Source organism: Photobacterium indicum (assembly GCF_003026215.1).
GTDB classification, from domain to species: domain Bacteria; phylum Pseudomonadota; class Gammaproteobacteria; order Enterobacterales; family Vibrionaceae; genus Photobacterium; species Photobacterium indicum.
Window position 1 is genome coordinate 333,312 of the sequence record NZ_PYOC01000002.1, and the last position, 24,334, is coordinate 357,645.

Genomic DNA, 24,334 nt, shown 5'->3' on the forward strand with positions numbered 1-24,334 from the left:
AAGGTGTCGCATGGGAAAAGGATACATGACGAATGCTCAGATATGCCGTTACTTCTGTATTGAACGAACAACGTTATGGCGCTGGTGCCGCAGCGGTTACTTCCCGACACCTGATACCTACGGAACGTTAAAGCGTTGGAAGATAGAAACCGTTGAACAGTTTGAGCAAAACAACAAACGCCGCACTGATTCGAGGTGCTGATATGACCACCAGCAATCACATTGAAGGGACGAACATGCAACGATTTATCACTGATAGAAAAGCGCTGGCGCAACGTATTCGTGTAGCAAGAGAGTGCAGAGAGTTAACTCAAGTCAGAATGGCCAAATATTTAGGGCTTGCTCGTCAGACCTACCTGGATATTGAAACCGGCAAAACTGAACCGAAAGCGGGCACCCTACTCGCTATTGCTCAGATATTAAAAACGGATTATCGGTTTCTATTAACGGGTGAAAAATATAACGGTGGGATCCCGTTAACCGTCGATGATGTTAATCAATACTTCGCGAGGAATTGCGGGGATATACACCTGCAGGTAACCCTGAATTAACCCGACTTTGGTCAACAGATAAAAATACTCCATGAGGTGAGATATGAATAAGGACATAAAGGAAAGCGACCCACGTGTGATCATTACCCTCCCACAAAGCAAATGGGTAGGCGAAAACATCATTCAAGCCGTTTATGGACTCACGGCCGCGGCCATCATGAATTACCGGTTAAAAGCATGGCAACAAGGTGTCCACTATCGAAAAGTTGGCATTACAGGGGTACCATCAGGCAGCAAAGCAAAAATCCTCTACAACATCCATTCGATTAATGAGTGGATAGACGCTTATCCCCAAATGTAAGAGTAGGATTGATGAAGAAGCTACCTACCGGTGTCGAGATCCATTCAGGAAAGCTGAGGATCTGGTTCATGTTCAGAGGCAAGCGCTGCAGAGAAAGCTTATATTCTCCGCCAACGCCAAGAAACATCAAAATTGCCTTTGAGAAAAGAACCTCGGTTTGTCACGCGATCCGACTGGGTACTTTTGACTATCTGGAATGGTTTCCTCATTCAACCAATCACCAAGATATGGTCAACATCAACACGCTTACAGTAAAGGGGCTATTCGAGCGATGGTTAACGCTCAAAAGAATTGAAGTCACAGAAGCGACGTTAACGAACTACCATAACCGACTCAAACAAACGCTGGCTTACCTTGATCCAGAGCTGCTTGTCAGCCATCTGACTCAAGAGCACATCTTAGATCTACGTATGGCCTTATTAAGTACGTGTTCGGCCTCAACGGTAAACACCTACATGCGAACAATAAAAGGGGTGCTGAGCTTTGCCATTACAAATGAATACTGCAGCCCTCGAGTAATAAGCGGTATCAAAGATTTAAAACAATCCAAGTCGCCCCCTACGCCCCTTAGCCGTGATGAATTTTTTCGGCTTATCGAGGCCTGTAAAAATGAGCAGGATAAACACTTGTGGGCATTAGCCGTTTACACAGGGTTACGACACGGCGAATTAATGGCGCTTGCGTGGGAAGATATTGATCTCAATAAAGGCCTTATTTATGTAAAGCGTAATTTAACGTTAAAAGGTATTTTTAAATTACCTAAAACCACAGCGGGTGAAAGGGTAATTAATTTATTAGATCCCGCGATTAAAGCGTTAATAAAACAAAAGCCTTTAACTTATATGATGTTGCCGGAAAGTATTACGGTTCAGCAGCGAGAGCATGGAAAAATAGAAATAGAAACCGTGCACTTTGTTTTCTCTCCCCGTGTTACTGCTACAAAAGAAACGAAAAGTTATTACTTTCATACTAGTATTCATGATAAGTGGACGGCAGCGATAAGACGTGCAAGAATCGCCTACCGAAAACCCTATCAGACCCGACATACGTTTGCTTGTTGGATGTTATCTGCCGGTGCGAACCCTACATTTATAGCAAAACAAATGGGACATTCTAGTGCTAAAGAAATATATCAAACGTACGGAGATTGGGTTAGCGAGCATACCCAAAATCAGCTTGATGTACTGAACAAAAAATACGGCGAGAATGCCCCCAAGATGCCCCTAAAAACTAACAAGTTAATGTAACCCAATGAATTTAATGAAGATAAACGAATACCCTAAATACTGGGCAGAGTGCTACGGAATTGCACCCTTCTTACCTACCACGCGTAAAGAAATGGATGCACTCGGCTGGGATAGCTGTGACATTATTATCGTAACTGGTGATGCGTACGTAGACCACCCAAGTTTCGGCATGGCGATCATCGGCCGCTTGCTCGAGTCTCAGGGCTTTCGTGTCGGTATTATTTCTCAGCCTAAATGGGATAATAAAGATGCCTTCATGGAACTTGGTCAACCGAACCTATTCTTTGGTCTGACTGCTGGTAACATGGATTCCATGATCAACCGTTACACAGCTGATCGTAAATTACGTCATGATGACGCCTACACACCGAATAACGAAGGCGGTAAACGCCCTGATCGTGCGGTACTTGTGTATTCTCAGCGTTGTCGTGAAGCGTATAAAGAAACACCTATTGTACTTGGTGGTATTGAAGCGAGCCTACGTCGCTTAGCGCACTACGACTATTGGTCTGATAAAGTGCGTCGCTCTGTTATTGTCGATGCAAAAGCTGACATTCTTCTTTTTGGTAATGCTGAACGCGCCTTGGTAGAAGTCGCTCACCGTATTGCTAAAGGCGAACAACTAGAAGATATGAAGAATATCCCTGGTACCGCCGTTATCATCAAAGAAATTCCTGAGCGCTTTAGAGAAATCGATTCTTCTCGTATAGAAAAACCAGGCAAAGCAATGCCTATGATCAACCCTTACGCGACAGAAGAAGAATGTAAAACCAAACAAGAAGATGAAGTAAAAGTAGAACCCGTAGCCAAACCTATCGTGGTAACGGCTTCTCGCCATGATCCAAAAAATACCTGTATCCGCTTACCTTCGTATGAAAAGTTATGTAACGACCGTATTCTGTATGCACACGCAAGCCGAGTAATGCACTTAGAAGCCAACCCGCATTCATCACGCGCATTGGTTCAAAAACACGGCGATCGTGAACTATGGGTAAATACCCCCCCTATTCCGTTAACCACTGAAGAAATGGACTTTGTGTTTGGCTTGCCTTTCGCACGCGTTCCGCACCCTTCATACGGTAAAGCAAAAATTCCAGCTTACGACATGATCAAGACGTCTGTGAATATCATGCGTGGTTGTTTTGGTGGTTGTAGCTTCTGTTCAATTACCGAGCATGAAGGGCGTATTATTCAAAACCGCTCTCAAGAATCGATTATTGATGAGCTAAAAGACATACGCGATAAAGTACCTGGTTTCACTGGTACTATTTCAGATCTTGGTGGCCCAACAGCAAACATGTACCGTTTAGGCTGTTCAGATCCTAAAGCGGAAATTAACTGCCGTCGTCCATCTTGTATCTTCCCTAAGATCTGTGAAAAGCTGAATACTGATCATAAACATACTATCGATCTTTATCGTGAAGCTCGCAAAGTTGATGGCATTAAAAAGGTATTGATTGCATCGGGTGTGCGTTACGACTTAGCGGTTGAATCGCCTGAGTACGTGCGTGAACTTGTAACTCACCACGTAGGTGGTTACTTAAAGATTGCGCCTGAACACACAGAGAAAGGCACCCTCGACCTGATGATGAAACCAGGTATGGGCACATACGATCGTTTTAAGAATATGTTCGAGAAGTACAGTAAAGATGCAGGTAAGAAGCAATACCTAATCCCTTACTTTATTTCAGCGCACCCAGGTTCAACTAACGAAGATATGTTGAACTTAGCATTGTGGCTAAAGAAATATGAATATGAGTGTGATCAGGTTCAGAACTTCTATCCGTCACCGATGTGTAATGCAACCTCTATGTATCACTCTGAAACTAACCCGCTAAAACGTGTTAAGTATAAGAAACGTGAGGAATTATTCGTTGCAAAAGGTGAACGTGAACGTCGTGTGCATAAAGCCCTACTACGTTACCACGATCCACTTAACTGGCCGCTTATTCGTGAAACGCTAATTTCTATGGGTAAGAAATACCTTATTGGTGATCGCGCCAATTGTTTAGTACCTGAAGAAGGTTCTGAGCAAGAAACGCAGCTAACACCAGCGCAACGCCGCCAATCAGGTCGTCATGGTGCAAAACGCTTTGCAACCAAGCACCCGAATCAGCCAGATATCCGTAAAGATGGTAAACGTCCGTCAGGCAACCGCCCGACCACGGGTAACCGACCAAATGGGAATACCCAGTCAAACGGTAAGCCTGCAGGCAACCGCCCAAGCAAACCAGGGAAGCCGACCTCGACTCGTCAAGGTCAAGGTGGAAAACCTAACCGAAGCAGAGTAAAATAACTGTTTAAGTGGGCGCTGAATATTCAGCGCCTTTTTTGTACCGTTATTTATAAGCTTTCGTTTTTACTAATTAATCTGACATTATTCGAACAACACTTAACTCACTGTTATATTAAGATGCTATAAATAAAATACAGACTATCAACGCCCTCTCTTTTTGTTGTTAGTTAACTGACATCGAAAGGACTCTCTGTGACTCATTACTACATTTTATGCCTGCTCAGCCTTCTTTTTGCCATCTCTTTCAATGCATTTGCAGAGCAACCTATCAGTTACAATGAGTGCCTTCTCAATGCTGTAAAATATCACGATTATGAGTTAACACTGGGTGAAGTAAGATCAAAATGTAAAACAGAGGCGGAGCTCGCTAAAAACGAACAAGATTTACTGTCTGAACGGATGGCAAATGAACGTAAAAACGCATTCAACCCCTATGTAATTACACCTCATAGAATGAATTACATCTTACCTGTAACGTATACCAACGATGTAAACAAAGACGCTTATGCAAAAACAGGTTGGGAAGACAGCCTTAAAGATGTCGAAGCTAAATTTCAGATCAGCTTTAAAGTACCATTGAATTACGACAGCATGTTTGTCGAAGGCGACGGGTTGTTTTTTGGCATTACATTAAAATCTTGGTGGCAGGTATACGCCGATGATATTTCTAGCCCATTCAGAGAAACAAACTATCGACCAGAAATGTTCTACTTTGCACCAACGCCATGGACACCATTAGAGGGTAATACATGGGTCGCATTTGGTATTGAACATGAATCTAACGGCCGCAGCCAAGAGTTATCGCGTAGTTGGAACCGTATTTACACCGATTTTGTTTTTGAAAAGAATAATTTTGCTTTATCTTTGCGCCCTTGGTGGCGTATTCCTGAAGATGAAAAGGAAACACCAGAAAGTGCAGATGGTGATGATAACCCTGATCTTGAAGATTATATGGGGCACTTTGAGTTATCCTCAGCCTACCGCTGGGATGATTACGAATTCACCTTCTTAGGGCGTCAGAATTTCAGTGAACACAAGGGCTATGCTGAGCTCGGTTTAACATTTCCATTATGGGGACGTTTACGTGGATATGCACAATACACAACGGGGTACGGGGAAAGTCTAATAGACTATAACCACAACCAACAACGGATTGGTGTGGGCATTGCGTTAACCGATATGTTGTAAGCACAAACGCAATAACACAGAATGATTTACAGGGTCTCGTCCTAAAATACGTTGACGATTTTAATGAAAGGCTAAGCAATCTCGAGATACCCTTTTTACGAAAGTTACGAGGTGCTTAGCTTTATGAGTCTAATCAAATCACCGGGCTGGAAACCGTGTACCTGTTTTGTTAATAATATAAAGATATTATCGGAACAGCTCTGCACCCATGAATAAAACAATCGCACCTGCTGCAATAGCAGCTAACCCGATAAAGATTTTTTTCTGAATCTTTTCATCAAGGTACTTAGTCGCTAACAAAGCGAGAGCAAGTAACCCGATAATCACGCCGATCTTCAACATAGTATCAGCCTCTAAAAACGGATAAGCCATCTTAGCACAGTACTAACTTATTCATTTAAGGGTATATTTATTATGAGTGGCGAAGCAGGTTAATGATTAAAAAGTGCCACTGTTAAACAACAAGTGGCACTATATCCAAGCGAATCAATTAAATCTCAAACATCTGGTAATCTTTCAGTTCAGGAATCGCTTTATGTAACTCTTGCTCTTCTTGTGCCAGCCCTTTTATCGAATCACACAAGTCATCAGCTTTCACTGCCATTTCACCTGACCTTGCTTTTATACGCTCTTCAATACGTTGTTTTAGATCTGAGAATTTAGTTTGAAGCTCAGTGAAGTTAATTTCGCCATCTTTCATCTCATCAGATAACGCGGCAAATAAGCTCGACATTGATTCAACACTGACGTGCTTCATCGCTTCATCAAATTCTGTTTTCCAACTTTCATCTACATCGGCAAACATATCGGCTGGCATCACAAATTCATCGTTTTTGTAGAATTTATCTTGTGCTTTTTGACCATATTCATCAATCAATGCTTCAACATTGGCAAATGATTCTTTTGAATCAAAACTCGATGATACTTCATCAAGAACATCAGTGGCGATACTCGCACCATCACTGGCAATATCAGCCATTTTCGGGAGGTACTCTTTAACACCACTGCTGTAAGCTTCCAGAGCCTGACGCTGCATGGCATTTAAATCCAATTGCTTACCATTGATAAATACATTGTTATCTTCATCAATCATGACTTTCGGTTGGCCACTCTGATAGACAGATACGTCGCCATTCTTGATGTGAATTTCATTGGTTACATCGACAGGACAGCTTTGCGCAAATACGGCCGTTGAGCTCAATAACAACCCTCCAATCAAAATACTTTTCATGATTCTTCTCTCTTATTATCTCTGCCGCTTAAGACTATCAAATACAAACTTGTACCACTTTATTTTATATTGAGCATGAATGCATATAAATAAACATTCTCAGGCTACTTTTCAGCACTATTCAGCAACGGTTTACATAAACAAGGCTACTATACATACAATCATATTATTCACCATGGTAATACAAACATGCTTAAAAAATTATTACTCATTGCTTTTACTCTACTGCCTATATCATACGCTCAAGCGGATGTTTCAATCTCAGGAGATGGTTTTGAATTGAGTAAAGACTGCCTAAAACTGGAATCGGACAATATTAAAATTAACTCTGAAGATTGTTCTGATGGGAAAGGAAAAAGCAAGGGTGACAAGAAAAATAGCAGTGTCCACGGTGATAACAACCCAGGGAAAGGCAATAAAGACAAAAAAGAAAAGAAGTAATCATAGTCGCAAGCTAACTCTTGAAGCCTTATGTAGCAGAGCAACTAAGAGTTAGCTTGAATTTTTATGTAATTCACGTCAACATGGTACTGCATATTCTTAATTAACCTAAAATCAGGATTATTGTGGAAAAAGTTGCCATTTTCGTTGATGTTCAAAACATCTATTACACCGTAAAAGATAAGTATAAGTGTAATTTTGATTACAATGCCTTTTGGGCTGAAGCGACACAAGGTCGTGAAGTAGTTGCAGCTTATGCTTATGCTATTCATCGAGGTGATGAAAAGCAGGGTCAATTCCAAAATATTCTTCGTGGTATCGGTTTTGAAGTAAAACTTAAACCCTTTATTCAGCGCAGCGATGGTTCAGCTAAAGGTGATTGGGATGTTGGTATCACACTTGATGTGATTGAGCATGCTGGCGATGTTGACCGTGTGATTTTACTTTCTGGCGACGGCGATTTTGATCTACTCGTCGATAAAGTACAAACCAAGTATGGTGTTGATGTTGAAGTTTACGGCGTGCCTGGGCTAACAGCGACGTCACTGATTAACACTGCACATTATTACCGTGAGATCGAAAGCACACTATTACTAGGTCGCTAATTTTCGTTCAAGGTGCACTGGCATTTAAAACAAGTGTTAAACTGATGATTCAACCGTATTTCTTGGTTGAATCATCATCATTTAATAGCCAACGAACCCCATAAACCACTCGTTTATTTATCATCAGCTGGTTGAACTGATAGAAGCATCGTGATTATTGTCATCCGACATTGGTTGCTTATCTAAGACTAGTTGTTGAATAGCTTCATAAGTCATTTTCAATGGCACAATAATAAAATATATAGAAACAATAATAACCATTACAGGGTCGGCATATACGGCATACGATTGATATTCTGTTAGCGATAAAATCTTAGCAAAAACAAAACCAACCATTACTGCAATACTTATCACGGTATCCATTAACCACTGCTTTGCTTCTGCATCCACTAAACCTGAATTCGCACGCTTACCCTTTTTGACCAATAGCCAATAAGCACCAATACAACCTAGAACATTAATAACACCAAAAATAAGTGCCACACCAGTATTCACATCGCGACCACCATTCAATATTGCTTCAACGGCTGATGCAAAAGAAATACAGCACATTAGCGTGATCACTAACCCTTTGAAAGCGATAACCATTGGCTCTACTTTGGTAATATTGATAGCTGAAGGATTCTTTCTCGGCTTATGTATATAAGATGCCGCAGCAACCGATACTAAGGTAAGAAAAAGACTAACCAACGAGTAAGCCCCATCAAATATGATGACTAAAGAGCCAATCCATACCCCTAAACTGATTCCCATAACCGCAAATAACAGCGCAAAAAGAGTCGAAAAGTGAAGAAGCTTACGTTCAAGCTGAATATTACGAGTCATAAACCCTCCTTTATCGACAATTTTTTCGTCGATAAAGTGTTTTTTTAGAATGTATTCATAGTATCTGGTTGAAGTAGAATGTAATAATCCCTCAGCGACAACTTTTTCGTCGCTACAGGTAATACCATTCTGGATAAGTAATCGGTAAATGACATTTGTTTGTCAGCAGGAGCATTAAATTGAAAATAGCTCAGATTGAAATATTTCTTCATGCCAGTAAAACAGGATCGATAACGGAAGCGGCGCGTAAATTAAATAAGAGCCGAACAACGGTGAGTGCTTCTCTATGCGCACTTGAAGATGATCTCGGCGTCAAATTACTCGCACGAACAGGGAATCGCATTCAGTTAACGGATATTGGTGAAAGCATTGCCAATGATTGCACTCGCCTCTTACAAATTGCTAACGATATTAAACGAAAATGCACTCTGCATATTGATGGTGTTGAATCTGTTGTTCGTATCGCCCGTGATGATGCTTTACCTGAATCATTTTGGCGTGACACACTCAACCGCTTGAAGGAAAAATTCCCCAATACCAGCATCTCTATCTATGCTGCTACACCACCAGAATTAGAAAATTTAGTAGAACAAGATGCCGTAGATGTAGCTTATGGCTTATTGCCAACTGAACATCGTATTCCACGTTTGCTTCATTTAGACTTAGGGCAAATTCGCATGATGTCTGTTGCTCATAAAGACCACCCTCTTAGTCAATTACGAAAGGTTACCAGTGAAGATTTCGCTCGCTATACAGAAATCATTCTGGCTTACATTGAAGATGACAATTTAAAGACGGATATACCCAATTCGACCAACTACATCGCCCTAGCTTTTTATGAGTATTTAAGCCATGCGGTATTAGACGGTACTGGGTGGTCTAATGTTCCTGCACTACTAATTAACGAACATTTACGTCAAGGCACAATCAAGGTCATTAAACACAATAAAGCGATGAGCTGGCAGCCTTACGGTGAAATAGTAGAAAGTGAATCACGACGCGGATTAGTTATTCAGTGGTTATCTGATCAATTAGAAGACTATTTACTTGATGTGACAGATTAGGTCGTGTCGACATTTCAAACGTCTAGCCAGTGAAGCCTTAAAACGTCAACACGCCCTAGTAAAAGCTTAAAAACAATCTGAATAAAAAACATTGTGTAGGTATGCCTTTTAAAATTACGTAGCTACACTTTTTACATCGTAACTTATCAAGTGGTTAAGAATGTTGAATAGTTTTGAATCTATGATTAATCATTACCCAGTATATAAATAGAGATTAAAAGCTATAAAACTTACATAAAAGATACTGCGCCCCTCTAGTTAATTTATGTCAGTTATCACACCATATCTTATTAAATTTTCGTTATACGAAATTGTGGACAGGAAAACTAATGATGATAAAAAAACTTGTTGCTGAATTCATTGGCACATTTTGGCTAGTATTAGGTGGTTGTGGTAGCGCTGTGTTAGCAGCAGCATTTCCTGACGTTGGGATTGGCCTACTTGGTGTTGCACTTGCCTTTGGTTTAACCGTAGTGACGATGGCTTACGCTATTGGTCATATTTCAGGTTGCCACCTAAACCCTGCTGTAACTGTTGGTTTATGGTCTGGCGGTCGCTTTCCAGCAAATGAAATTATCCCTTATATTGTCTTCCAAGTTTTAGGTGCTATTGCTGGCGCATTTGTACTGTACATTATCGCAAGTGGTCAAGCAGGATTTGATCTTGCTGGCGGGCTAGCATCCAACGGATATGGTGAGCATTCACCTGGTGGTTACACCATGTTGTCGGGCTTTGTAACCGAGTTTGTAATGACCTTTATGTTCTTGTTCATCATTCTTGGTGTTACACACAAATTAGCCAACCCTGGTATGGCAGGGTTAGCCATTGGTTTAGCGTTAACGTTAATCCACTTAATCAGTATTCCAGTTACTAATACATCTGTTAATCCTGCTCGTAGTACTGGCCCTGCAATTTTTGTGGGTGATTGGGCTATGTCTCAATTATGGCTATTCTGGGTTGCACCTATACTCGGTGCTATCGTCGCGGGTATTATCTATCGCTGGTTGTGTCCAAACGAAGATTAATTAGATTTAAGCTAACTCAAGCACTCTTTGACCGTAAAAAAGCGAGCATTCATTGCTCGCTTTTTTATTGCTAAATTCAATGTCGCTTTTAGGTGCCTGTTCTTAAATGCCAGCTCTTAAAAACTAGCTTTTAAATACCAGTGCTTACGACTACGACAGTAATTGCAACAACGCCTGAACGGGGTGTTTCATTTTGATGTGTTCAAACCGTTTCACCTGACTACGGCATGAGTAACCTGTCACCAAACAACGCTCGGGATCCAACAGATCAATGTTTGGCTTCCAACTCAGATTGTAAACACCCTTCGAAATTTCAAGTTTGTCTTTCTCATGCCCAAACGTACCCGCCATGCCACAACAACCTACAGCAACAGGCTTTAGCCCTGCCCCGAATTGATTGAAGATTGCCATCCATTCTTTTTCTGCATTAGGCATTTTGGTTTTTTCAGTACAATGCGCAAACAAGTACCAATCGTCGTTGTTATTTGCAGCATCACGTAATACATCATTCGGCTGCTCAGCCAGAAGTGGTGTTAACCATTCATGAGCCGTTAGTACATGAAAATCACCACGTGTTTCTTTCAGTACCTCTTCATACTCATCGCGATAACACAGTACAAGTGCGGGATCGACACCAACTAACGGAATCCCCAAAGACGCCAATTGATTCAAAAAATCAGCCGTATTACGTGCTGTTTTTGCAAACTGACGTAAAAAGCCTTTCACATGTTGTGCTTTACCGTTGGGTTTAAACGGAACCAACATGGGTTTTTTACCTAATTTTTCAATTAAGTATACAAAATCACGGATCACTTCCGCATCGTAATAGCTGGTAAACGGGTCTTGAACAATAAGTACGTACTGACTACGCTCTGTTTGTGACAGTGCTTGTAACCACAATAGATCAAAATGAGTAGCATGATGGCCATCTAAGCCTTCCATCAATGTTGGCACCGACAGTGCTGGCATATCAACATAACCGATCGCTTTTTCTGTCAGTTTCTTCGACCATACTGGTCGCATTATCGCGTTAAACGTAACGGGCGCTTTGGCCATAATCGGCAGATAGTTTTCGACATACGCCACCAAGTAATCTTTGGCCGGACGCTGATAACGGCTGTAGTAGATATTCATGAAACGGGAACGGAAACTCGGCACATCCACTTTAATTGGACATTGGCTTGCACACGCTTTACATGCAAGGCAACCATTCATTGCTTCCATCACTTCGTGAGAATAATCGTAATCATTCTTGTGTGAACCATAGGTATTTTTCAGACGATCTATAATCTGCTTTACCGTGGGCGTTGTGGTGAGCAGCTTCTGCTCCAACTCATCCGCATTAATACCTTGTTCGGCTAGCTGGCGTAACCATTCACGTACTAGCCCCGCACGACCTTTTGGCGAATGACGGCGATCTGCCGTGATTTTCATCGACGGACACATAGGAGAGCTTGTGTCGTAATTAAAACACAAACCGTTACCGTTGCATTCCATCGCTTGTTTAAAGCTATCACGCGTTGTTACTTGAATCTGACGGTCGTAGAAACCGCGTTTAACACCATCAACTTTGACTAACTCATCGCTGCTACCTAACGGCGTACAAATTTTACCTGGATTCATGCGATTATCAGGGTCAAATGCCGCTTTAATCCGACGTAATTCAGTAAATAGCTCGTCGCCAAAAAATGCAGGGCCATACTCAGAGCGGAAACCTTTACCGTGTTCCCCCCACATTAAGCCACCATATTTCGCGACTAAAGCAACAACTTGGTCTGAAATTTCTTTCATGGTAAGTTCTTGCTCAGGATCGCACATATCTAATGCAGGTCGTACATGTAACACACCAGCATCAACGTGACCAAACATGCCATAATCAAGTTTTTTGTCGTCTAGAAGTTGACGAAATTCAACAATAAAATCGGCTAAATTTTCAGGTGGCACACAAGTATCTTCTGCGAAAGCAATCGGCTTTTTATTGCCTTGTACTGCACCTAATAAACCCACCGCTTTTTTACGCATGGTGTAAATTTTTTGAATGCTTGCCAGTTCATCACATACTTGATAGCCAATTAAGCCATCTTTCTGCTGATCGATAAGAATATCTAGCTTTGCGCATAAATCGGTAACTTGGCTTTGATTTTCTTCAGGGTCATTATTGGCAAATTCCACCATATTAATACCCAACATTTCTTTGCCCGGTACATCGGTGAGTAAATCGCTGACGGTGTTCCAAACAATATCTTGTTTAGCAAAATTCAAAACACGTGAATCGACAGTCTCTACCGATAACGCTTGAGCCTCAACCATCATCGGGGCGCTACGCAATGCAGAATCGAAGCTATCGTACTTAATGTTGACTAAGGTACGAGACTTAGGAATAGGGGTAATATTGAGTTTTGCTTCAGCAACAAAGGCTAACGACCCTTCAGCACCGCATAAAAGACGGGCAATATCGAATGTTTCAACGTTTTCGTCAAATACGTTTTTAAGATCATAACCCGTTAAAAAACGATTTAGCGGGGGGAATTTATCGACAATCTGCTGGCGCTTTTCGCGACATACCGTAGATGAAGTACTAATCGCATTACCGACAAAGCTGGCTTCATTCGCATAACGAGCCACTGCTTTACTGTCTAGCGGCTCGGTATCTAATATTGAACCATCAACCAATACGGCTTTCAATGCTAATACATGATCCGATGTTTTACCGTACTTTAACGACCCCTGCCCTGATGCATCGGTACTGATCATACCGCCAATGGTGGCACGATTACTGGTTGATAAATCAGGCGAAAAAAAGAAACCGTAAGGACGTAGAGCATCATTCAATTGGTCTTTAATTGTACCTGTTTGTACTCTTACCCATCCTTCTTCAGCATTCACTTCAAGGATTTGGTTCATATGCCGAGATAAATCAACAATGATACCCGGTGTTAATGATTGGCCATTGGTACCTGTACCACCACCGCGCGGTGAAAACGTTACTTTTTTATACGCCTCTTTTTGACCAAGTTGACCTATTAGGGATAAGTCATTCACTGAACGAGGAAGCACAACGGCTTGTGGTAATAGTTGATAAACACTATTGTCGGTAGCGACGGCAAGACGGCTCGCGTAACTTTTTTCAATATCGCCGGTGAATCCAGCAGATTCTAATTCAGTCAGATAAGACAGTACGACTTCGTCGATACTATTCTGATATGTCAATACAGGTAACATTGCTCTCCCTCTCCAGTATCTTTATCGTATCCTACGAAGACTGGCTTGTTATATTTTCAAAATAGAAATAAACCACTTTACATCACTCTTTATCTTAAAAAAAGTGTGACCAAGCTCAACGTGAAATCACTAAGGCCATCGTTAATCGAATTTAGCTTTTAAAAAACACGCTTTATTTGCCAACTTTTTATACAACAGAGAGGGAACGATCACCATCCAGCCTACTGCCACAAAAGACCCGATAGAATTTATCGCAACGACAATCAAGCTAACCGTAGAACTGTGTGCAAGAGACGAAACAAAGTAACCAATAACCACAATACCAATCAACGTTATTAATGCAGTTACACAACGGTTAAATACAGATAACCTAAGCGAGTTTTTAGGTACCAATTCTATGCTTAAGAAAATGGCTAATAATGCAGAGAATAAATAAACATGATCTGGTAGTTGAACAACACTAGCAATAACACCAACAAAGATCGTTGTACCCAACCAAAACCATTTACTGACAATACTATTTTTTAATGGTATTTCTGTTGAGTGATGCCATTTACTCCATAGAATAACAACCACAATACCCAGAATAATACTGGCAATCGTATCACTCATATAATGTACGCCGTACCATACTCTAGCAATAGCTTGACCAATGATCATTAGCACAATAAATAGTGAAAACAATAAGCTATTCTTTGGCCTTTTTGCAACACCGTTTTTCTCACGCACTAAGCACCACAGCATACCCCATAACACAGTCGCCATTAGTGTATGCCCACTAGGAAAACTAAAGCCATAAGCATTTGTTTGTTGTAATTCCGGCACGATATAAAAAGGTCTTGGGGAGGCAATACCATACTTTAGTAAAGAAGAGATGAATATAACGCCAACTAGCATCACTAATAGCTGCAATAAGGCCATTGGTCCATAAAGAGCAATAACCACTATGGTGACAAATAAAAGGAAATACGCTTCTCCAGGTAAATTAACGACTGTCATCGTTACATCAAATAATGATTTAACAGTATTTGATTGTGATTTAACCCATTGCTGAAAATCATTCATTAACGTTAATTCAAAGCGGTGTAAGGCATTCACTTTATCACTCAAATCAGAATAGACTGTTATCTCACTATTTGGCGTATTCTTAATCCACTTAGCCAATAGCTTTGTATCATCAGGGTATCGATACTCATCACTATTCATTTTGTCGGGGTTGATCAAATAAACCCGTTTTACTTCTTTGCCAAAGTGCTCTGCAAACCACGAGGCTACAACCGTATAATTTCGATAATCAACCCGTGAAGATACTAAAATAGGCGCATCAGCCACACAGCTGTATATCGCGGCACGTCCACGGTATTGCAGTAATTTATCAATAGAAACCACCAGCCCCGTTTCTTCTAGCGCTTCACGAACAGCTGCTTCTTCTGCCGTATTTCCGGCATCAATATATCCACCAGGTAACGATAGCTTCTGGGTAATCACTTCCGACAACATCACAATTTTATCGTCATGACGAATAACACAAACCGAACCCACAATATCTTCAGGCACTATCTCTTCAGGCGCTATCTCTTTTTGTGTAAGGCGTTCAGATACAGCATAACTAGAAGAAGAAAAAAGCAAAAAGAAAAAACTGAGTAGCCATACAGAGTAAATAGAAGTCTTGGCGTTATAAAACACGGAATAGCCCTATCGGTAAGTCATTGATCTTATGCCATCTTACCTATCTTTATAGTAATCGTCATTCTGATTACAGTAAGAAATGCTTCCGTAAAACATCTATTGCCACATTCGCCATAAAATCGTAGAGCATTATATAACCGCAATTGACGCACTCCATCACCTTATAAATTGCTTGCTCATCACATTCTTAAAAAAGTCAGCACTACAATCAACGACATTGATTCCAAAGAATAAACCCATCAGGAACTATTGATAATGTTTATAGGTAACCTGTTAAACATACCTATAACAATAAATCTAACTCCACTTCCCTTATGTAGATTCTATTTATTAATAAGGCATACCAATAATGACAATAACGTTAGGAACATCCTTTGCACGCGCCTCTGTGCTTACCACCGCAATCATAGGTAGCAGCTTCTTTGCCACTTCAGTTCAAGCCGATACCATTTTGCATGCATTTAACTGGTCATACAGCGACATTACACTACAAGCCAAGAGCATCGCACAGGCTGGCTATAAAAAAGTGCTTATTTCACCCCCGCTGAAATCATCTGGCAATGAATGGTGGGCACGTTACCAGCCGCAAGACATTCGCTTAATCGACTCACCTGTCGGTAACAAAGAAGACTTACAAAAACTGATTGCCGCCCTTAAAGCTGAAGGTGTTGAAGTCTATGCCGACATCGTGCTCAATCACATGGCGAATGAAAGCTGGAAACGTAACGACCTTAATTACCCTGGCAGTGATCTGTTGACGCAATATAGCCAAAACATGGGTTACATGAACAAACAGAAATTATTTGGCGATCTGACACAGGGCAGTTTCTCTGCAAATGACTTCCATCCTGCCGGATGTATCACCGACTGGGGAAATCCGGGACACGTGCAGTATTGGCGCTTATGCGGCGGTAACGGTGACACAGGTTTACCAGATTTAGATCCTAATAATTGGGTGGTGAGCCAACAGCGTTTGTACCTGCAAGCATTGAAAACCATGGGCATTAAAGGATTTCGTGTCGATGCAGTAAAACACATGAGCGAATACCAAATAAATCAAGTGTTCACTCCTGAAATCACAGCTGGTATGCATGTATTTGGGGAAGTGATCACCAGCGGTGGAAAAGGCACTAACGATTACGATGTTTTCTTACAGCCTTATCTGAATAATACAGATCATGGCGCTTATGATTTCCCACTATTTTCTTCTATTCGAAATGCTTTTTCTTACAATGGCAGCATGAGTCAATTGCATGATCCGCAGGCATACGGGCAAGCGCTAGCCAATGATCGTGCGATCACTTTTACCATTACCCACGATATTCCGACTAATGACGGCTTCCGGTACCAGATTATGGATCCGACTAGCGAGAAACTCGCTTATGCCTATATTCTCGGGAAAAATGGCGGTACTCCACTCATCTATAGCGACGCGCTTAAACCAGAGGAAGACAAAGACAACGGTCGTTGGAACGATATGTGGAATAACGCTGATATGGTAAGCATGGTTCGTTTTCACAACGCGATGCAGGGCAAGTCGATGGAAACCTTATACAGCGATAAATGCCTACTTATCTTTAAACGTGATAAAGCAGGACTAGTAGCCATCAACAAATGTGGCGAAGCTCGCAGTTACACAGTCGACACTTACCGCTACGAATTTAACTGGTATCAACCTTACATTGATGTGCTCAGTGGCAGCAGTGAAACCATTACTTCACAAAACCACAACTTAACTGTTCCAGCGCAAACCGCTCGGATGTGGATGCAATAACCTATATTGGCCCGTTTGATACAAATAAAAAGCTCTCCGCTTACTCATAATAATGCGCGAGAGCTTTGTTTCGTTAGCATAATTAAATAATACCCATCTAGACAATAACGCCAATACAGCACATAACACTCTGATATTAAATACATTTACCCAATTGCACAGCCCCCCGTTCATACATCCCCCTCTCTTAAAATTACCTGTAAATTTTAGGTTTCTTTTGGGCTCAAGGTCTATGATTTAACTATTGAACCTTATTTGGGTTTAGCTATGAATAAAACAAGAAAGATAATAACAATCCGATACGGATTAAAAGCAGGGGCAATGACTGCATATATCGATGCAGGTAATATCGCAGAAGTCGATCCATTTGTACTGTGGGATCATTTTGCCGCAAAAAACAAAATGAAACCTGTTGGGCTTGATTTTCATGGGCACTCTGGCGTCGATACGATAAGTTACTCTGTTGTAGGCAAAGTAAAACATGTCGATTCTTCTGGTTGTCATGCGACGCTAGAAGGAGGTGACGTGCATGTGATGACCACAGGAAGCGGTATCGTACACAAAGATACATTAACCCCAGTAAATGGAGTAGTGGAAACGTTTCAGCTATGGACGGCATTACCCGCAGGCAATGCGGAAATGGAAACCGCCTCGAGCACCAATTACAAAACCGCGATACTTCCCCTTGTCGAAGAGGCCGACTCAACCACAAAAGTACTTGTTGGTAGTTACAAAGGAATAAATAGTCCCGTTAACTATAGTATTGATATTGTTTACCTTGATATTATTATTTCCTCTTATGGTACGTGGACATTTCAACCAAAGAATAACCTGACTGCTGGCTTTATCTATTTGCGTTCTGGTAAAGCATATATTAGTGGAAATCAGCTACAACCCAATCAAATGGCAATATTAGATTTGAGTTCGCACGCCTTAGAAATAAAGACAAGTGATATTGGCACTCGTTTGTTTGTTGTGCTTGGAGAGCCGTTAAATCAACCACTTATTAGCTCAGGTGCTTCTATTCATTCATCGCGTAAAAATCTAAAAATCGGAGGAGAAAAAATCGAAGAACTAATGGAAAATATAGAGATATGAAAATATGAATAAAGCCGATTTCAGATTATTACAAATAATAATCTGAAAGGCTGTTTATATATCTACATAATAGCTATGTAGATATATAAATGATGCTATCTACTCTCGAAGGCCAGATTTAAACGTACCATTCGAGTTAAACCATAATACTTGTTTTTTCTTACGACCAATCAGCATTGGGCCGTCATCAAAGAATAAGAAATTCTTCCAATTACGTTTAAATACGCCCCATTTGGTCTCAATTACATTGTATTTTTCATAACAGAAGAAGACCGTTGTATTATCTTCCCAGTCGATGAACTCTAGCACTTCGTTGGGCAAAGTGGCGTCATCATTATCCCACTCTGTTTGCCAATCAGTATCTTCACTCCAGATTTTTTCATTCGAGGCCCAATCACCTTTTTCAAAGTGATCAGCATCAGGGCTGTGTTTACTGATATGCTCCGACCAAATTTGTGAAGAGCGCGCTTGGGTAAACGGCTTAATTTCTTCCAAATCAGCAGCTGCGACTGGCATAGATGCGTGGGTAAAAATCCACTTGCGAGAATACTTATCTAACTCTACGTAGTTCATTCATCGACCTAACAAAACATTGACGGAAGCAATTTACATCAGTCACCGATATTGTGCCAGTTCTCTGTGAAAAAACGCTCATATAATGCCAATCTAGTTTCGTCATCATTACGAATACTAATACCAATTCCATTAATTATCGGCCCATTCAGAATACCACTGGGAGTCGAGTTCAAGGATAGTATTTGATAGAAGAGTAGTTCTCTTTTGAAATCGCTAGACACAGAAGTTGCTTCCAGTGATATTCCCTTTGAGCAAGTTTAAAATACTTTTATACTGCGTTAATAAATTTCAATTTAGAGCCACTAGATCCTCAATTTATCTCCTTGCCTAAAAACATTTTAACTCTCGCTGAACTGAGCAGATAATTAATGGATTTGGTATTATAAGGGCGTTTAGCGTATTCCGCTATCGCCCCTATCTCTACATAGCCAACTAGATACATTGAATGATTTTATTTTAAATCCCACGTATTACTTATCCAGCCACCAACATTCTCATCAAAATGACTTCCGCTAAATTGAGGAACGTCTTTGACTACTTCATCATGTGCATGAGAATCTAGCAACTGAGAGATATGATTAGCCATAGGATCATTTTGTTCAGTAAGCCGTCGCCGTGTCATTACTTCTTTTATTACCTGTAAACGATACGACGAGTTCATTCTTTTCATTTTTTGATTCCTCCTCTCAGTTAAACCTCAATAAAAATAGAACCCTCACCCTAAATCGTCAAATTTGTGACTTGAAAATGTCACATCTATTTAGTAGAGAGATATTTTATTTTTCACAAAAAAAACAGGCACTTATTGACAAAAGCACACGACCACACAAAAGGGATATAAAATATTTTGAAGTAAGCCAATGATTTATATATGTTAATTAATTTATTTATTTTAATTAACTTTTTATTTCATCATAAGATGATGACATTATACCTACAGTAAATACCACTACACTCATAGGCATTACTGTCCACTTTTTCATACAGTCTCTCTACACCCGCATCTTAAAAAGGTTTTTTAAATGCCTCTATTTTTTACACTTTGGTATTTTTTTATGCACAAAAAATTGCAAAGATCGTAAAATAAAATCATACCTAAATAATACGCTTGCTTACTCGTTAACATTTGCGCTTATCAAAACTGTTTAGTGCCACATAATTAGACGAAAAGCAGCTTCATAAAAAAGATAAACATAATCATGTATAACTTAGCGACTAATTTAGAGCGTAATGCGAGCTTTTGCCCTACAAACACTGCGTTGATTTTTCAAGAACATAAAATTAACTACCAAGAACTTAATCGTATGGTTAACCAAGTGGCTAATCAACTCGTTAAATTAGGTATCAAACCTGATGATAAAGTGGCGCTATCTTGCCCAAACATGCCGGCTTTTGTCATTAGTTATTATGCAATTCAAAAAGTAGGCGCTGTAACTGTCCCTTTAAATATTATGCTAAAGGGAGCTGAGGTTGCCTACCACCTTGATGATTCAGATGCTATCGCACTGATTTGTTACCAAGGAAATAGTGCGTTACCAACAGGTCAATTTGGTCATGCGGGGTTCCTGCAAGCTAACAGCTGTAAACATTTCATCATGATTGAAGCAGAAAATAATCAAGAAGCCTTGCCTGAAGGCACTCATGCTTTTAACACATGGTTAACATCATCAGAAACCCACTTTGATGCTGTGTACCGTAAAGCAGAAGATAGCTGTGTCATCTTATACACCTCTGGTACAACGGGCCATGCTAAAGGGGCTGAATTAAGCCAAAGTAACATGCTGTGTAATGCGCAAGCCTGCCAAGCATTAACCAACCAAAAAGGCACCGATGTGAGTATTGCGGTTCTCCCTCTGTTTCATACCTTTGGTCAGTCTCTAATACTTAATACCTCAGTGCTTGTAGGCAGTGCCTTAGTATTAATTCCACGCTTTGTGCCTAAAACAGTCATGCAACAGATGTACACACATAAAGTCACGCACTTTGCCGGTGTACCTACTATGTATATCGGCTTACTCGCGTTTACTGAGAAGCATGGCAGTGAATATACCAGTGAAATTGCAAAGAATATGAAAGTTGCTATTTCAGGTGGTGCTTCGATGCCAGTTGAAATATTAAAACGCTTCGAAGAAATATTAAATGTTCCAGTTATTGAAGGTTATGGCTTATCAGAATCATCACCTGTTGCTGCATTCAACTTACTTGAATATAAACGTAAACCCGGAAGCATCGGACAACCATTGCCAGGCGTAACGATGAAGGTGGTTGATAAAGATGGTGTAGAGGTCGCGCAAGGTAAAGAGGGTGAACTTCTTATTCGCGGACATAACGTAATGAAAGGCTATTATAAGAAGCCGGAAGAAACGGCTAAAACGATTGTGAATGGTTGGCTTCATACGGGTGACATTGCTCGTATTGATGATGAAGGTTATGTGTTTGTTGTCGATCGTTTAAAAGAGGTCATTATACGTGGTGGTTTCAATATCTATCCTCGCGATATTGAAGAAACCTTCATGACACACCCAGACGTACACCTAATTGCCGTTATTGGTGTACCACATAAAACATACGGTGAAGAAGTTAAAGCATTCGTGGTGCTAAAAGAGGATAGAAAAGTAGCACCTAAAGAATTGGTTAACTGGGGTAAAGAACGTTTAGCTGATTACAAGTACCCTCGTCAGGTTGAAATACTAGAATCGTTGCCAATGACTGCAACAGGAAAAATCCTTAAGCGACTACTAAAATAAATAAGCATAATAAAACGTAATAGCGGCTCAATTTATGAGCCGTTACTTATTTTCAACGTAGCACGCTAGGTCTATAAATAAGTGCCTTGCCTAGATCCCAACTAATTCTCGCTGAAACGAGCAGCTTGAGGTAACTTGGGTATATATATTTCCAAGGAATTTAAACGCAAAAAAATGGCGATGAAATTAGCTTCAACGATATGTTTTTTCTAATTTTCAGTTTTGCTCAGGCTAATAAATTAAAATCTAACTTATTTTATTTGAACTTAATCTACTGCTTACTTAATATCCCTTTCATTCACACACTGCACATTTCTTCAGCTAAATCACGACTGATTGCTCTCAAGTCGTTGAAGCCATAATTTATTACTATCCACTAGGTGTATTGTATATGTTGTTTGGTAAAAAATGTCCTTCATGCACTACAGGAACACGTTTCCATCGGGTACAACGAAGTTTTGTTGAACGTAATCTAACAAGAACTCATTACTTCAAATATACTTGCCAATCATGCCGCCACCATGTTTTCTTTCATACTAAAAAGACAAACAAGTCCATTATTGGTGCAAAAAATAGTGTTATCTGACTGCTTATGCTGACAGATTGATTCATTTTCTGCCTCTTACTAATCTCACTTGATTTTGCGATAACCAGCGCTAAATGCTAACGTTTTACTATGATGAGTTATTCTTAGTTGGGATATCAGCAGAAACTGGAGGCAGTATGAAAAGCACTTACTTATCTATAACAGCTTTACTGATGAGCTTTTCATCATTACTACCAGCTACGGAATTACCTAAAAAATATCACCAATGTAAAAAGATACTGACGTATAACGTTTTTTTTCATGGTGCCAAAATCGGCACTTTTGAACGACAAATTAATTGGAATAATAACAACGTTAATGTTTACACTTATAGCAAGATAGATGTATTGGTGACAAAGTCATCCCTGAAGCAGCACTCATCTTATAACTGGTCTGCAGAAAAAAATAGCTTCATCTCACAGTCATTTGATCGGGATGTAAAAGGACTAATTTCCGGAAAGTTCACGGCTAAATTTAGCGATAATGCCAGTAAATCATCCGTCGATTCTAACGGTAAAATAATGACATTTTCAGACGATTCAATGCCACTACTGGATGCTGATGCACTGGCCAGCCAAATGCGCTTAAATATTATCAATGACGAAACGAAGTTTGATTTTTTATTACAAGATGCTGATGAAGTAAATCATTATTTTTTTGAAGTAAAAGGACAGGAAACGATTAATACGAACTTTGGGAAATTAAAAACAATTCGTGTTGAGCAAACCAGAAAAAGTGACAGAAAATTATACCTTTGGTTTGCGCCAGAGTTAGATTATCAACTGGTACTCGGAACGTATAAACGTAACATCCTCGACTTAAAAACAACATTAAATTCAAAGAAAGTAGTCTGCCCACCAGTGAAGGTTGTCTCTCAGCCATTCATACCACAAACACAGTAAGTCTCTAAGGTGCCACCTAACACCACAAAAAATAAAACCGCATTATTAACACCGCTTTTAAACTCACTAAACGTTATTTGGCGGTTACTTTACCACCTATCATTTTATATGCAGGCGTTCCTCGTACTAAGGTATCACGGGCAAATTGCACCTTACACTGAGGGCAAATACACGGTTCATTGGTAAAATCTTTCGTTATACGTTCTTTAAAACATTTTACTAATGCACCTTTCCCGCCTTTTCGATATTTAAACAATTGCGTTTTACAGCCAGCACACAATACATCAACGGTTTTGGTTGGGCCTTTTTTGTTCGGTTTTGCCATTTACTCTCTACACTATTTGCTAAATTAAGGTATGACTACATTAAGAAGTTACGATGTTCTACTTTAACGGCAGTCTAACTTGTTGAATCAACGTGTCTATTGTGTATAAATGCTCATCAAGTACCCCTGCTAAATTGCCGTATTTAGGGTTATGGCGATCGTTTTCCAGCGGATGATGCCAGCCATGAGTGGTTTCCACAAATGTTTTAGCAAACGACTCCGAGATCGATAAACAGCCAGCCAATACTGTATCGACATAAGTCTGTACAATTGGTTGATGCTCGCAAGGTGCTTCAGTATCATCTTTAACGTACACCCAAACGGTTTCATCTACTTCCAAGATACATTCATCGCTTACACATACAATGCTATCAAGGTTTACACGTACACGGTGATAGCCTTTTTCTCTACGATCAAATTCTTGTAAGGTAATGTCATCAACAGCAACCAACACCCCATTACAGTGCCCTTCACCGACTCTTGCCACTAACGGCGCTATTTTATAGCTACCATCAACTTTCCCCCAGTAACGCTGTAAACCCTGTATCACCGCAGGAATCGCTTTACCCGTTTGACCCGTTAATTGACGTGAATGATTGTTAATCAAACTGCCATAACCAAAAATATACATAAAGCTTATG

At 40.3% G+C, this 24,334-nt stretch carries 23 protein-coding genes; 14 read left to right on the forward strand and 9 right to left on the reverse strand.

Annotated features, from left to right (window positions below; translation table 11 throughout):
* The first annotated feature begins 10 nt into the window (after positions 1-10).
* From C9J47_RS07455 to C9J47_RS07480, 6 genes are all read left to right on the forward strand, one after another.
* Positions 11-202 carry a helix-turn-helix transcriptional regulator gene (locus C9J47_RS07455; protein ID WP_107252959.1) on the forward strand — a complete coding sequence of 64 codons (192 nt, stop codon included), beginning with the start codon at positions 11-13 and terminating at the stop codon, positions 200-202.
* Between the two features lies 1 nt (position 203).
* Complete coding sequence (locus C9J47_RS07460) at positions 204-551, forward strand: helix-turn-helix transcriptional regulator (protein WP_049788921.1); 348 nt, start codon at positions 204-206, stop codon at positions 549-551.
* Positions 552-594: 43 nt separating this feature from the next.
* Complete coding sequence (locus tag C9J47_RS07465; protein WP_107252960.1) at positions 595-852, forward strand: excisionase family protein; 258 nt, start codon at positions 595-597, stop codon at positions 850-852.
* Positions 853-863: 11 nt separating this feature from the next.
* Complete coding sequence (locus tag C9J47_RS07470; RefSeq protein WP_107252961.1) at positions 864-2,099, forward strand: site-specific integrase; 1,236 nt, start codon at positions 864-866, stop codon at positions 2,097-2,099.
* A gap of 4 nt (positions 2,100-2,103) precedes the next feature.
* Complete coding sequence (locus C9J47_RS07475) at positions 2,104-4,395, forward strand: YgiQ family radical SAM protein (RefSeq protein WP_107252962.1); 2,292 nt, start codon at positions 2,104-2,106, stop codon at positions 4,393-4,395.
* A 192-nt stretch (positions 4,396-4,587) separates the two neighbouring features.
* Positions 4,588-5,583: a phospholipase A gene (locus C9J47_RS07480; RefSeq protein WP_107252963.1), complete on the forward strand. Its 996-nt coding sequence runs from the start codon at positions 4,588-4,590 to the stop codon at positions 5,581-5,583.
* Between the two features lie 186 nt (positions 5,584-5,769).
* Here the strand turns inward: C9J47_RS07480 and C9J47_RS27030 are convergent, their stop codons facing one another.
* Positions 5,770-5,925: a hypothetical protein gene (locus C9J47_RS27030; protein ID WP_006231385.1), complete on the reverse strand. Its 156-nt coding sequence runs from the start codon at positions 5,923-5,925 to the stop codon at positions 5,770-5,772.
* Between the two features lie 148 nt (positions 5,926-6,073).
* Positions 6,074-6,814 carry a YggN family protein gene (locus tag C9J47_RS07490; RefSeq protein ID WP_107252965.1) on the reverse strand — a complete coding sequence of 247 codons (741 nt, stop codon included), beginning with the start codon at positions 6,812-6,814 and terminating at the stop codon, positions 6,074-6,076.
* Positions 6,815-7,003: 189 nt separating this feature from the next.
* Here C9J47_RS07490 and C9J47_RS07495 point away from each other — a divergent pair, with 189 nt between their 5' ends.
* Both C9J47_RS07495 and C9J47_RS07500 read left to right on the forward strand, forming a co-directional pair.
* Positions 7,004-7,255, forward strand: coding sequence for a hypothetical protein (locus tag C9J47_RS07495; RefSeq protein ID WP_011218039.1), 252 nt, complete (start codon positions 7,004-7,006; stop codon positions 7,253-7,255).
* Between the two features lie 125 nt (positions 7,256-7,380).
* Positions 7,381-7,860, forward strand: coding sequence for a LabA-like NYN domain-containing protein (locus C9J47_RS07500; protein WP_006231382.1), 480 nt, complete (start codon positions 7,381-7,383; stop codon positions 7,858-7,860).
* Positions 7,861-7,983: 123 nt separating this feature from the next.
* On the opposite strand, the gene C9J47_RS07505 is transcribed toward C9J47_RS07500, so the two are convergent.
* A complete protein-coding gene (locus tag C9J47_RS07505; RefSeq protein WP_107252966.1) occupies positions 7,984-8,685 on the reverse strand; it encodes a cation efflux transmembrane domain-containing protein in 702 nt (233 codons plus the stop codon).
* A gap of 179 nt (positions 8,686-8,864) precedes the next feature.
* Here C9J47_RS07505 and C9J47_RS07510 point away from each other — a divergent pair, with 179 nt between their 5' ends.
* Both C9J47_RS07510 and aqpZ read left to right on the forward strand, forming a co-directional pair.
* Complete coding sequence (locus C9J47_RS07510) at positions 8,865-9,749, forward strand: LysR family transcriptional regulator (protein ID WP_107252967.1); 885 nt, start codon at positions 8,865-8,867, stop codon at positions 9,747-9,749.
* 332 nt (positions 9,750-10,081) lie between these two features.
* Positions 10,082-10,774, forward strand: a complete 693-nt coding sequence (aqpZ, locus tag C9J47_RS07515) for an aquaporin Z (RefSeq protein WP_107244021.1) — start codon at positions 10,082-10,084, stop codon at positions 10,772-10,774.
* Positions 10,775-10,924: 150 nt separating this feature from the next.
* Here aqpZ and ydiJ read toward each other — a convergent pair whose 3' ends face one another.
* Together ydiJ and C9J47_RS07525 are read right to left on the reverse strand one after the other, a co-directional pair.
* On the reverse strand, positions 10,925-13,996 hold the full coding sequence (gene ydiJ, locus C9J47_RS07520; protein WP_107252968.1) for a D-2-hydroxyglutarate dehydrogenase YdiJ: 3,072 nt from the start codon (positions 13,994-13,996) through the stop codon (positions 10,925-10,927).
* 141 nt (positions 13,997-14,137) lie between these two features.
* Entirely contained in the window at positions 14,138-15,682 is a 1,545-nt protein-coding gene (locus C9J47_RS07525; protein WP_107252969.1) for a bifunctional NUDIX hydrolase/phosphatase PAP2 family protein, read from the reverse strand.
* Positions 15,683-16,034: 352 nt separating this feature from the next.
* Between C9J47_RS07525 and C9J47_RS07530 the strand changes: the two genes are divergently transcribed.
* Positions 16,035-17,459, forward strand: a complete 1,425-nt coding sequence (locus tag C9J47_RS07530; protein WP_107252970.1) for an alpha-amylase family protein — start codon at positions 16,035-16,037, stop codon at positions 17,457-17,459.
* A gap of 267 nt (positions 17,460-17,726) precedes the next feature.
* Positions 17,727-18,557, forward strand: a complete 831-nt coding sequence (locus C9J47_RS07535) for a pirin family protein (protein ID WP_245903371.1) — start codon at positions 17,727-17,729, stop codon at positions 18,555-18,557.
* Positions 18,558-18,656: 99 nt separating this feature from the next.
* Here the strand turns inward: C9J47_RS07535 and C9J47_RS07540 are convergent, their stop codons facing one another.
* Both C9J47_RS07540 and C9J47_RS07545 read right to left on the reverse strand, forming a co-directional pair.
* The gene (locus C9J47_RS07540) at positions 18,657-19,130 is read right to left on the reverse strand and encodes a DUF2947 domain-containing protein (RefSeq protein ID WP_107252972.1); all 474 of its coding nucleotides are present in this window, start codon (positions 19,128-19,130) and stop codon (positions 18,657-18,659) included.
* A gap of 454 nt (positions 19,131-19,584) precedes the next feature.
* Positions 19,585-19,803 carry a hypothetical protein gene (locus C9J47_RS07545; protein ID WP_107252973.1) on the reverse strand — a complete coding sequence of 73 codons (219 nt, stop codon included), beginning with the start codon at positions 19,801-19,803 and terminating at the stop codon, positions 19,585-19,587.
* A gap of 529 nt (positions 19,804-20,332) precedes the next feature.
* On the opposite strand from C9J47_RS07545, the gene C9J47_RS07550 reads away from it, so the two are divergent.
* Together C9J47_RS07550 and C9J47_RS07555 are read left to right on the forward strand one after the other, a co-directional pair.
* A complete protein-coding gene (locus C9J47_RS07550; RefSeq protein ID WP_107252974.1) occupies positions 20,333-21,880 on the forward strand; it encodes a long-chain-fatty-acid--CoA ligase in 1,548 nt (515 codons plus the stop codon).
* 723 nt (positions 21,881-22,603) lie between these two features.
* Positions 22,604-23,368 (forward strand): DUF3108 domain-containing protein, encoded by a 765-nt coding sequence (locus C9J47_RS07555; RefSeq protein ID WP_107252975.1) that lies wholly within the window; start codon positions 22,604-22,606, stop codon positions 23,366-23,368.
* A 73-nt stretch (positions 23,369-23,441) separates the two neighbouring features.
* On the opposite strand, the gene C9J47_RS07560 is transcribed toward C9J47_RS07555, so the two are convergent.
* Both C9J47_RS07560 and C9J47_RS07565 read right to left on the reverse strand, forming a co-directional pair.
* Positions 23,442-23,693 (reverse strand): hypothetical protein, encoded by a 252-nt coding sequence (locus C9J47_RS07560; protein ID WP_011218025.1) that lies wholly within the window; start codon positions 23,691-23,693, stop codon positions 23,442-23,444.
* A 58-nt stretch (positions 23,694-23,751) separates the two neighbouring features.
* A complete protein-coding gene (locus C9J47_RS07565) occupies positions 23,752-24,324 on the reverse strand; it encodes a gamma-glutamylcyclotransferase family protein (RefSeq protein WP_107252976.1) in 573 nt (190 codons plus the stop codon).
* Positions 24,325-24,334: the final 10 nt, after the last annotated feature.

Bases quoted from the DNA above. Each gene is read 5' to 3' on its own strand.
- C9J47_RS07555 (WP_107252975.1), top strand. From the start codon at position 22,604: ATGAAAAGCACTTACTTATCTATAACAGCTTTACTGATGAGCTTTTCA.
- C9J47_RS07545 (WP_107252973.1), bottom strand. From the start codon at position 19,803: ATGAAAAGAATGAACTCGTCGTATCGTTTACAGGTAATAAAAGAAGTA.
- C9J47_RS07460 (WP_049788921.1), top strand. From the start codon at position 204: ATGACCACCAGCAATCACATTGAAGGGACGAACATGCAACGATTTATC.
- C9J47_RS07495 (WP_011218039.1), top strand. From the start codon at position 7,004: ATGCTTAAAAAATTATTACTCATTGCTTTTACTCTACTGCCTATATCA.
- aqpZ (WP_107244021.1), top strand. From the start codon at position 10,082: ATGATAAAAAAACTTGTTGCTGAATTCATTGGCACATTTTGGCTAGTA.
- C9J47_RS07490 (WP_107252965.1), bottom strand. From the start codon at position 6,814: ATGAAAAGTATTTTGATTGGAGGGTTGTTATTGAGCTCAACGGCCGTA.
- C9J47_RS27030 (WP_006231385.1), bottom strand. From the start codon at position 5,925: ATGTTGAAGATCGGCGTGATTATCGGGTTACTTGCTCTCGCTTTGTTA.
- C9J47_RS07540 (WP_107252972.1), bottom strand. From the start codon at position 19,130: ATGAACTACGTAGAGTTAGATAAGTATTCTCGCAAGTGGATTTTTACC.
- C9J47_RS07560 (WP_011218025.1), bottom strand. From the start codon at position 23,693: ATGGCAAAACCGAACAAAAAAGGCCCAACCAAAACCGTTGATGTATTG.
- C9J47_RS07530 (WP_107252970.1), top strand. From the start codon at position 16,035: ATGACAATAACGTTAGGAACATCCTTTGCACGCGCCTCTGTGCTTACC.
- C9J47_RS07475 (WP_107252962.1), top strand. From the start codon at position 2,104: ATGAATTTAATGAAGATAAACGAATACCCTAAATACTGGGCAGAGTGC.
- C9J47_RS07565 (WP_107252976.1), bottom strand. From the start codon at position 24,324: ATGTATATTTTTGGTTATGGCAGTTTGATTAACAATCATTCACGTCAA.
- ydiJ (WP_107252968.1), bottom strand. From the start codon at position 13,996: ATGTTACCTGTATTGACATATCAGAATAGTATCGACGAAGTCGTACTG.
- C9J47_RS07550 (WP_107252974.1), top strand. From the start codon at position 20,333: ATGTATAACTTAGCGACTAATTTAGAGCGTAATGCGAGCTTTTGCCCT.
- C9J47_RS07535 (WP_245903371.1), top strand. From the start codon at position 17,727: ATGAATAAAACAAGAAAGATAATAACAATCCGATACGGATTAAAAGCA.
- C9J47_RS07465 (WP_107252960.1), top strand. From the start codon at position 595: ATGAATAAGGACATAAAGGAAAGCGACCCACGTGTGATCATTACCCTC.
- C9J47_RS07470 (WP_107252961.1), top strand. From the start codon at position 864: ATGAAGAAGCTACCTACCGGTGTCGAGATCCATTCAGGAAAGCTGAGG.
- C9J47_RS07505 (WP_107252966.1), bottom strand. From the start codon at position 8,685: ATGACTCGTAATATTCAGCTTGAACGTAAGCTTCTTCACTTTTCGACT.
- C9J47_RS07455 (WP_107252959.1), top strand. From the start codon at position 11: ATGGGAAAAGGATACATGACGAATGCTCAGATATGCCGTTACTTCTGT.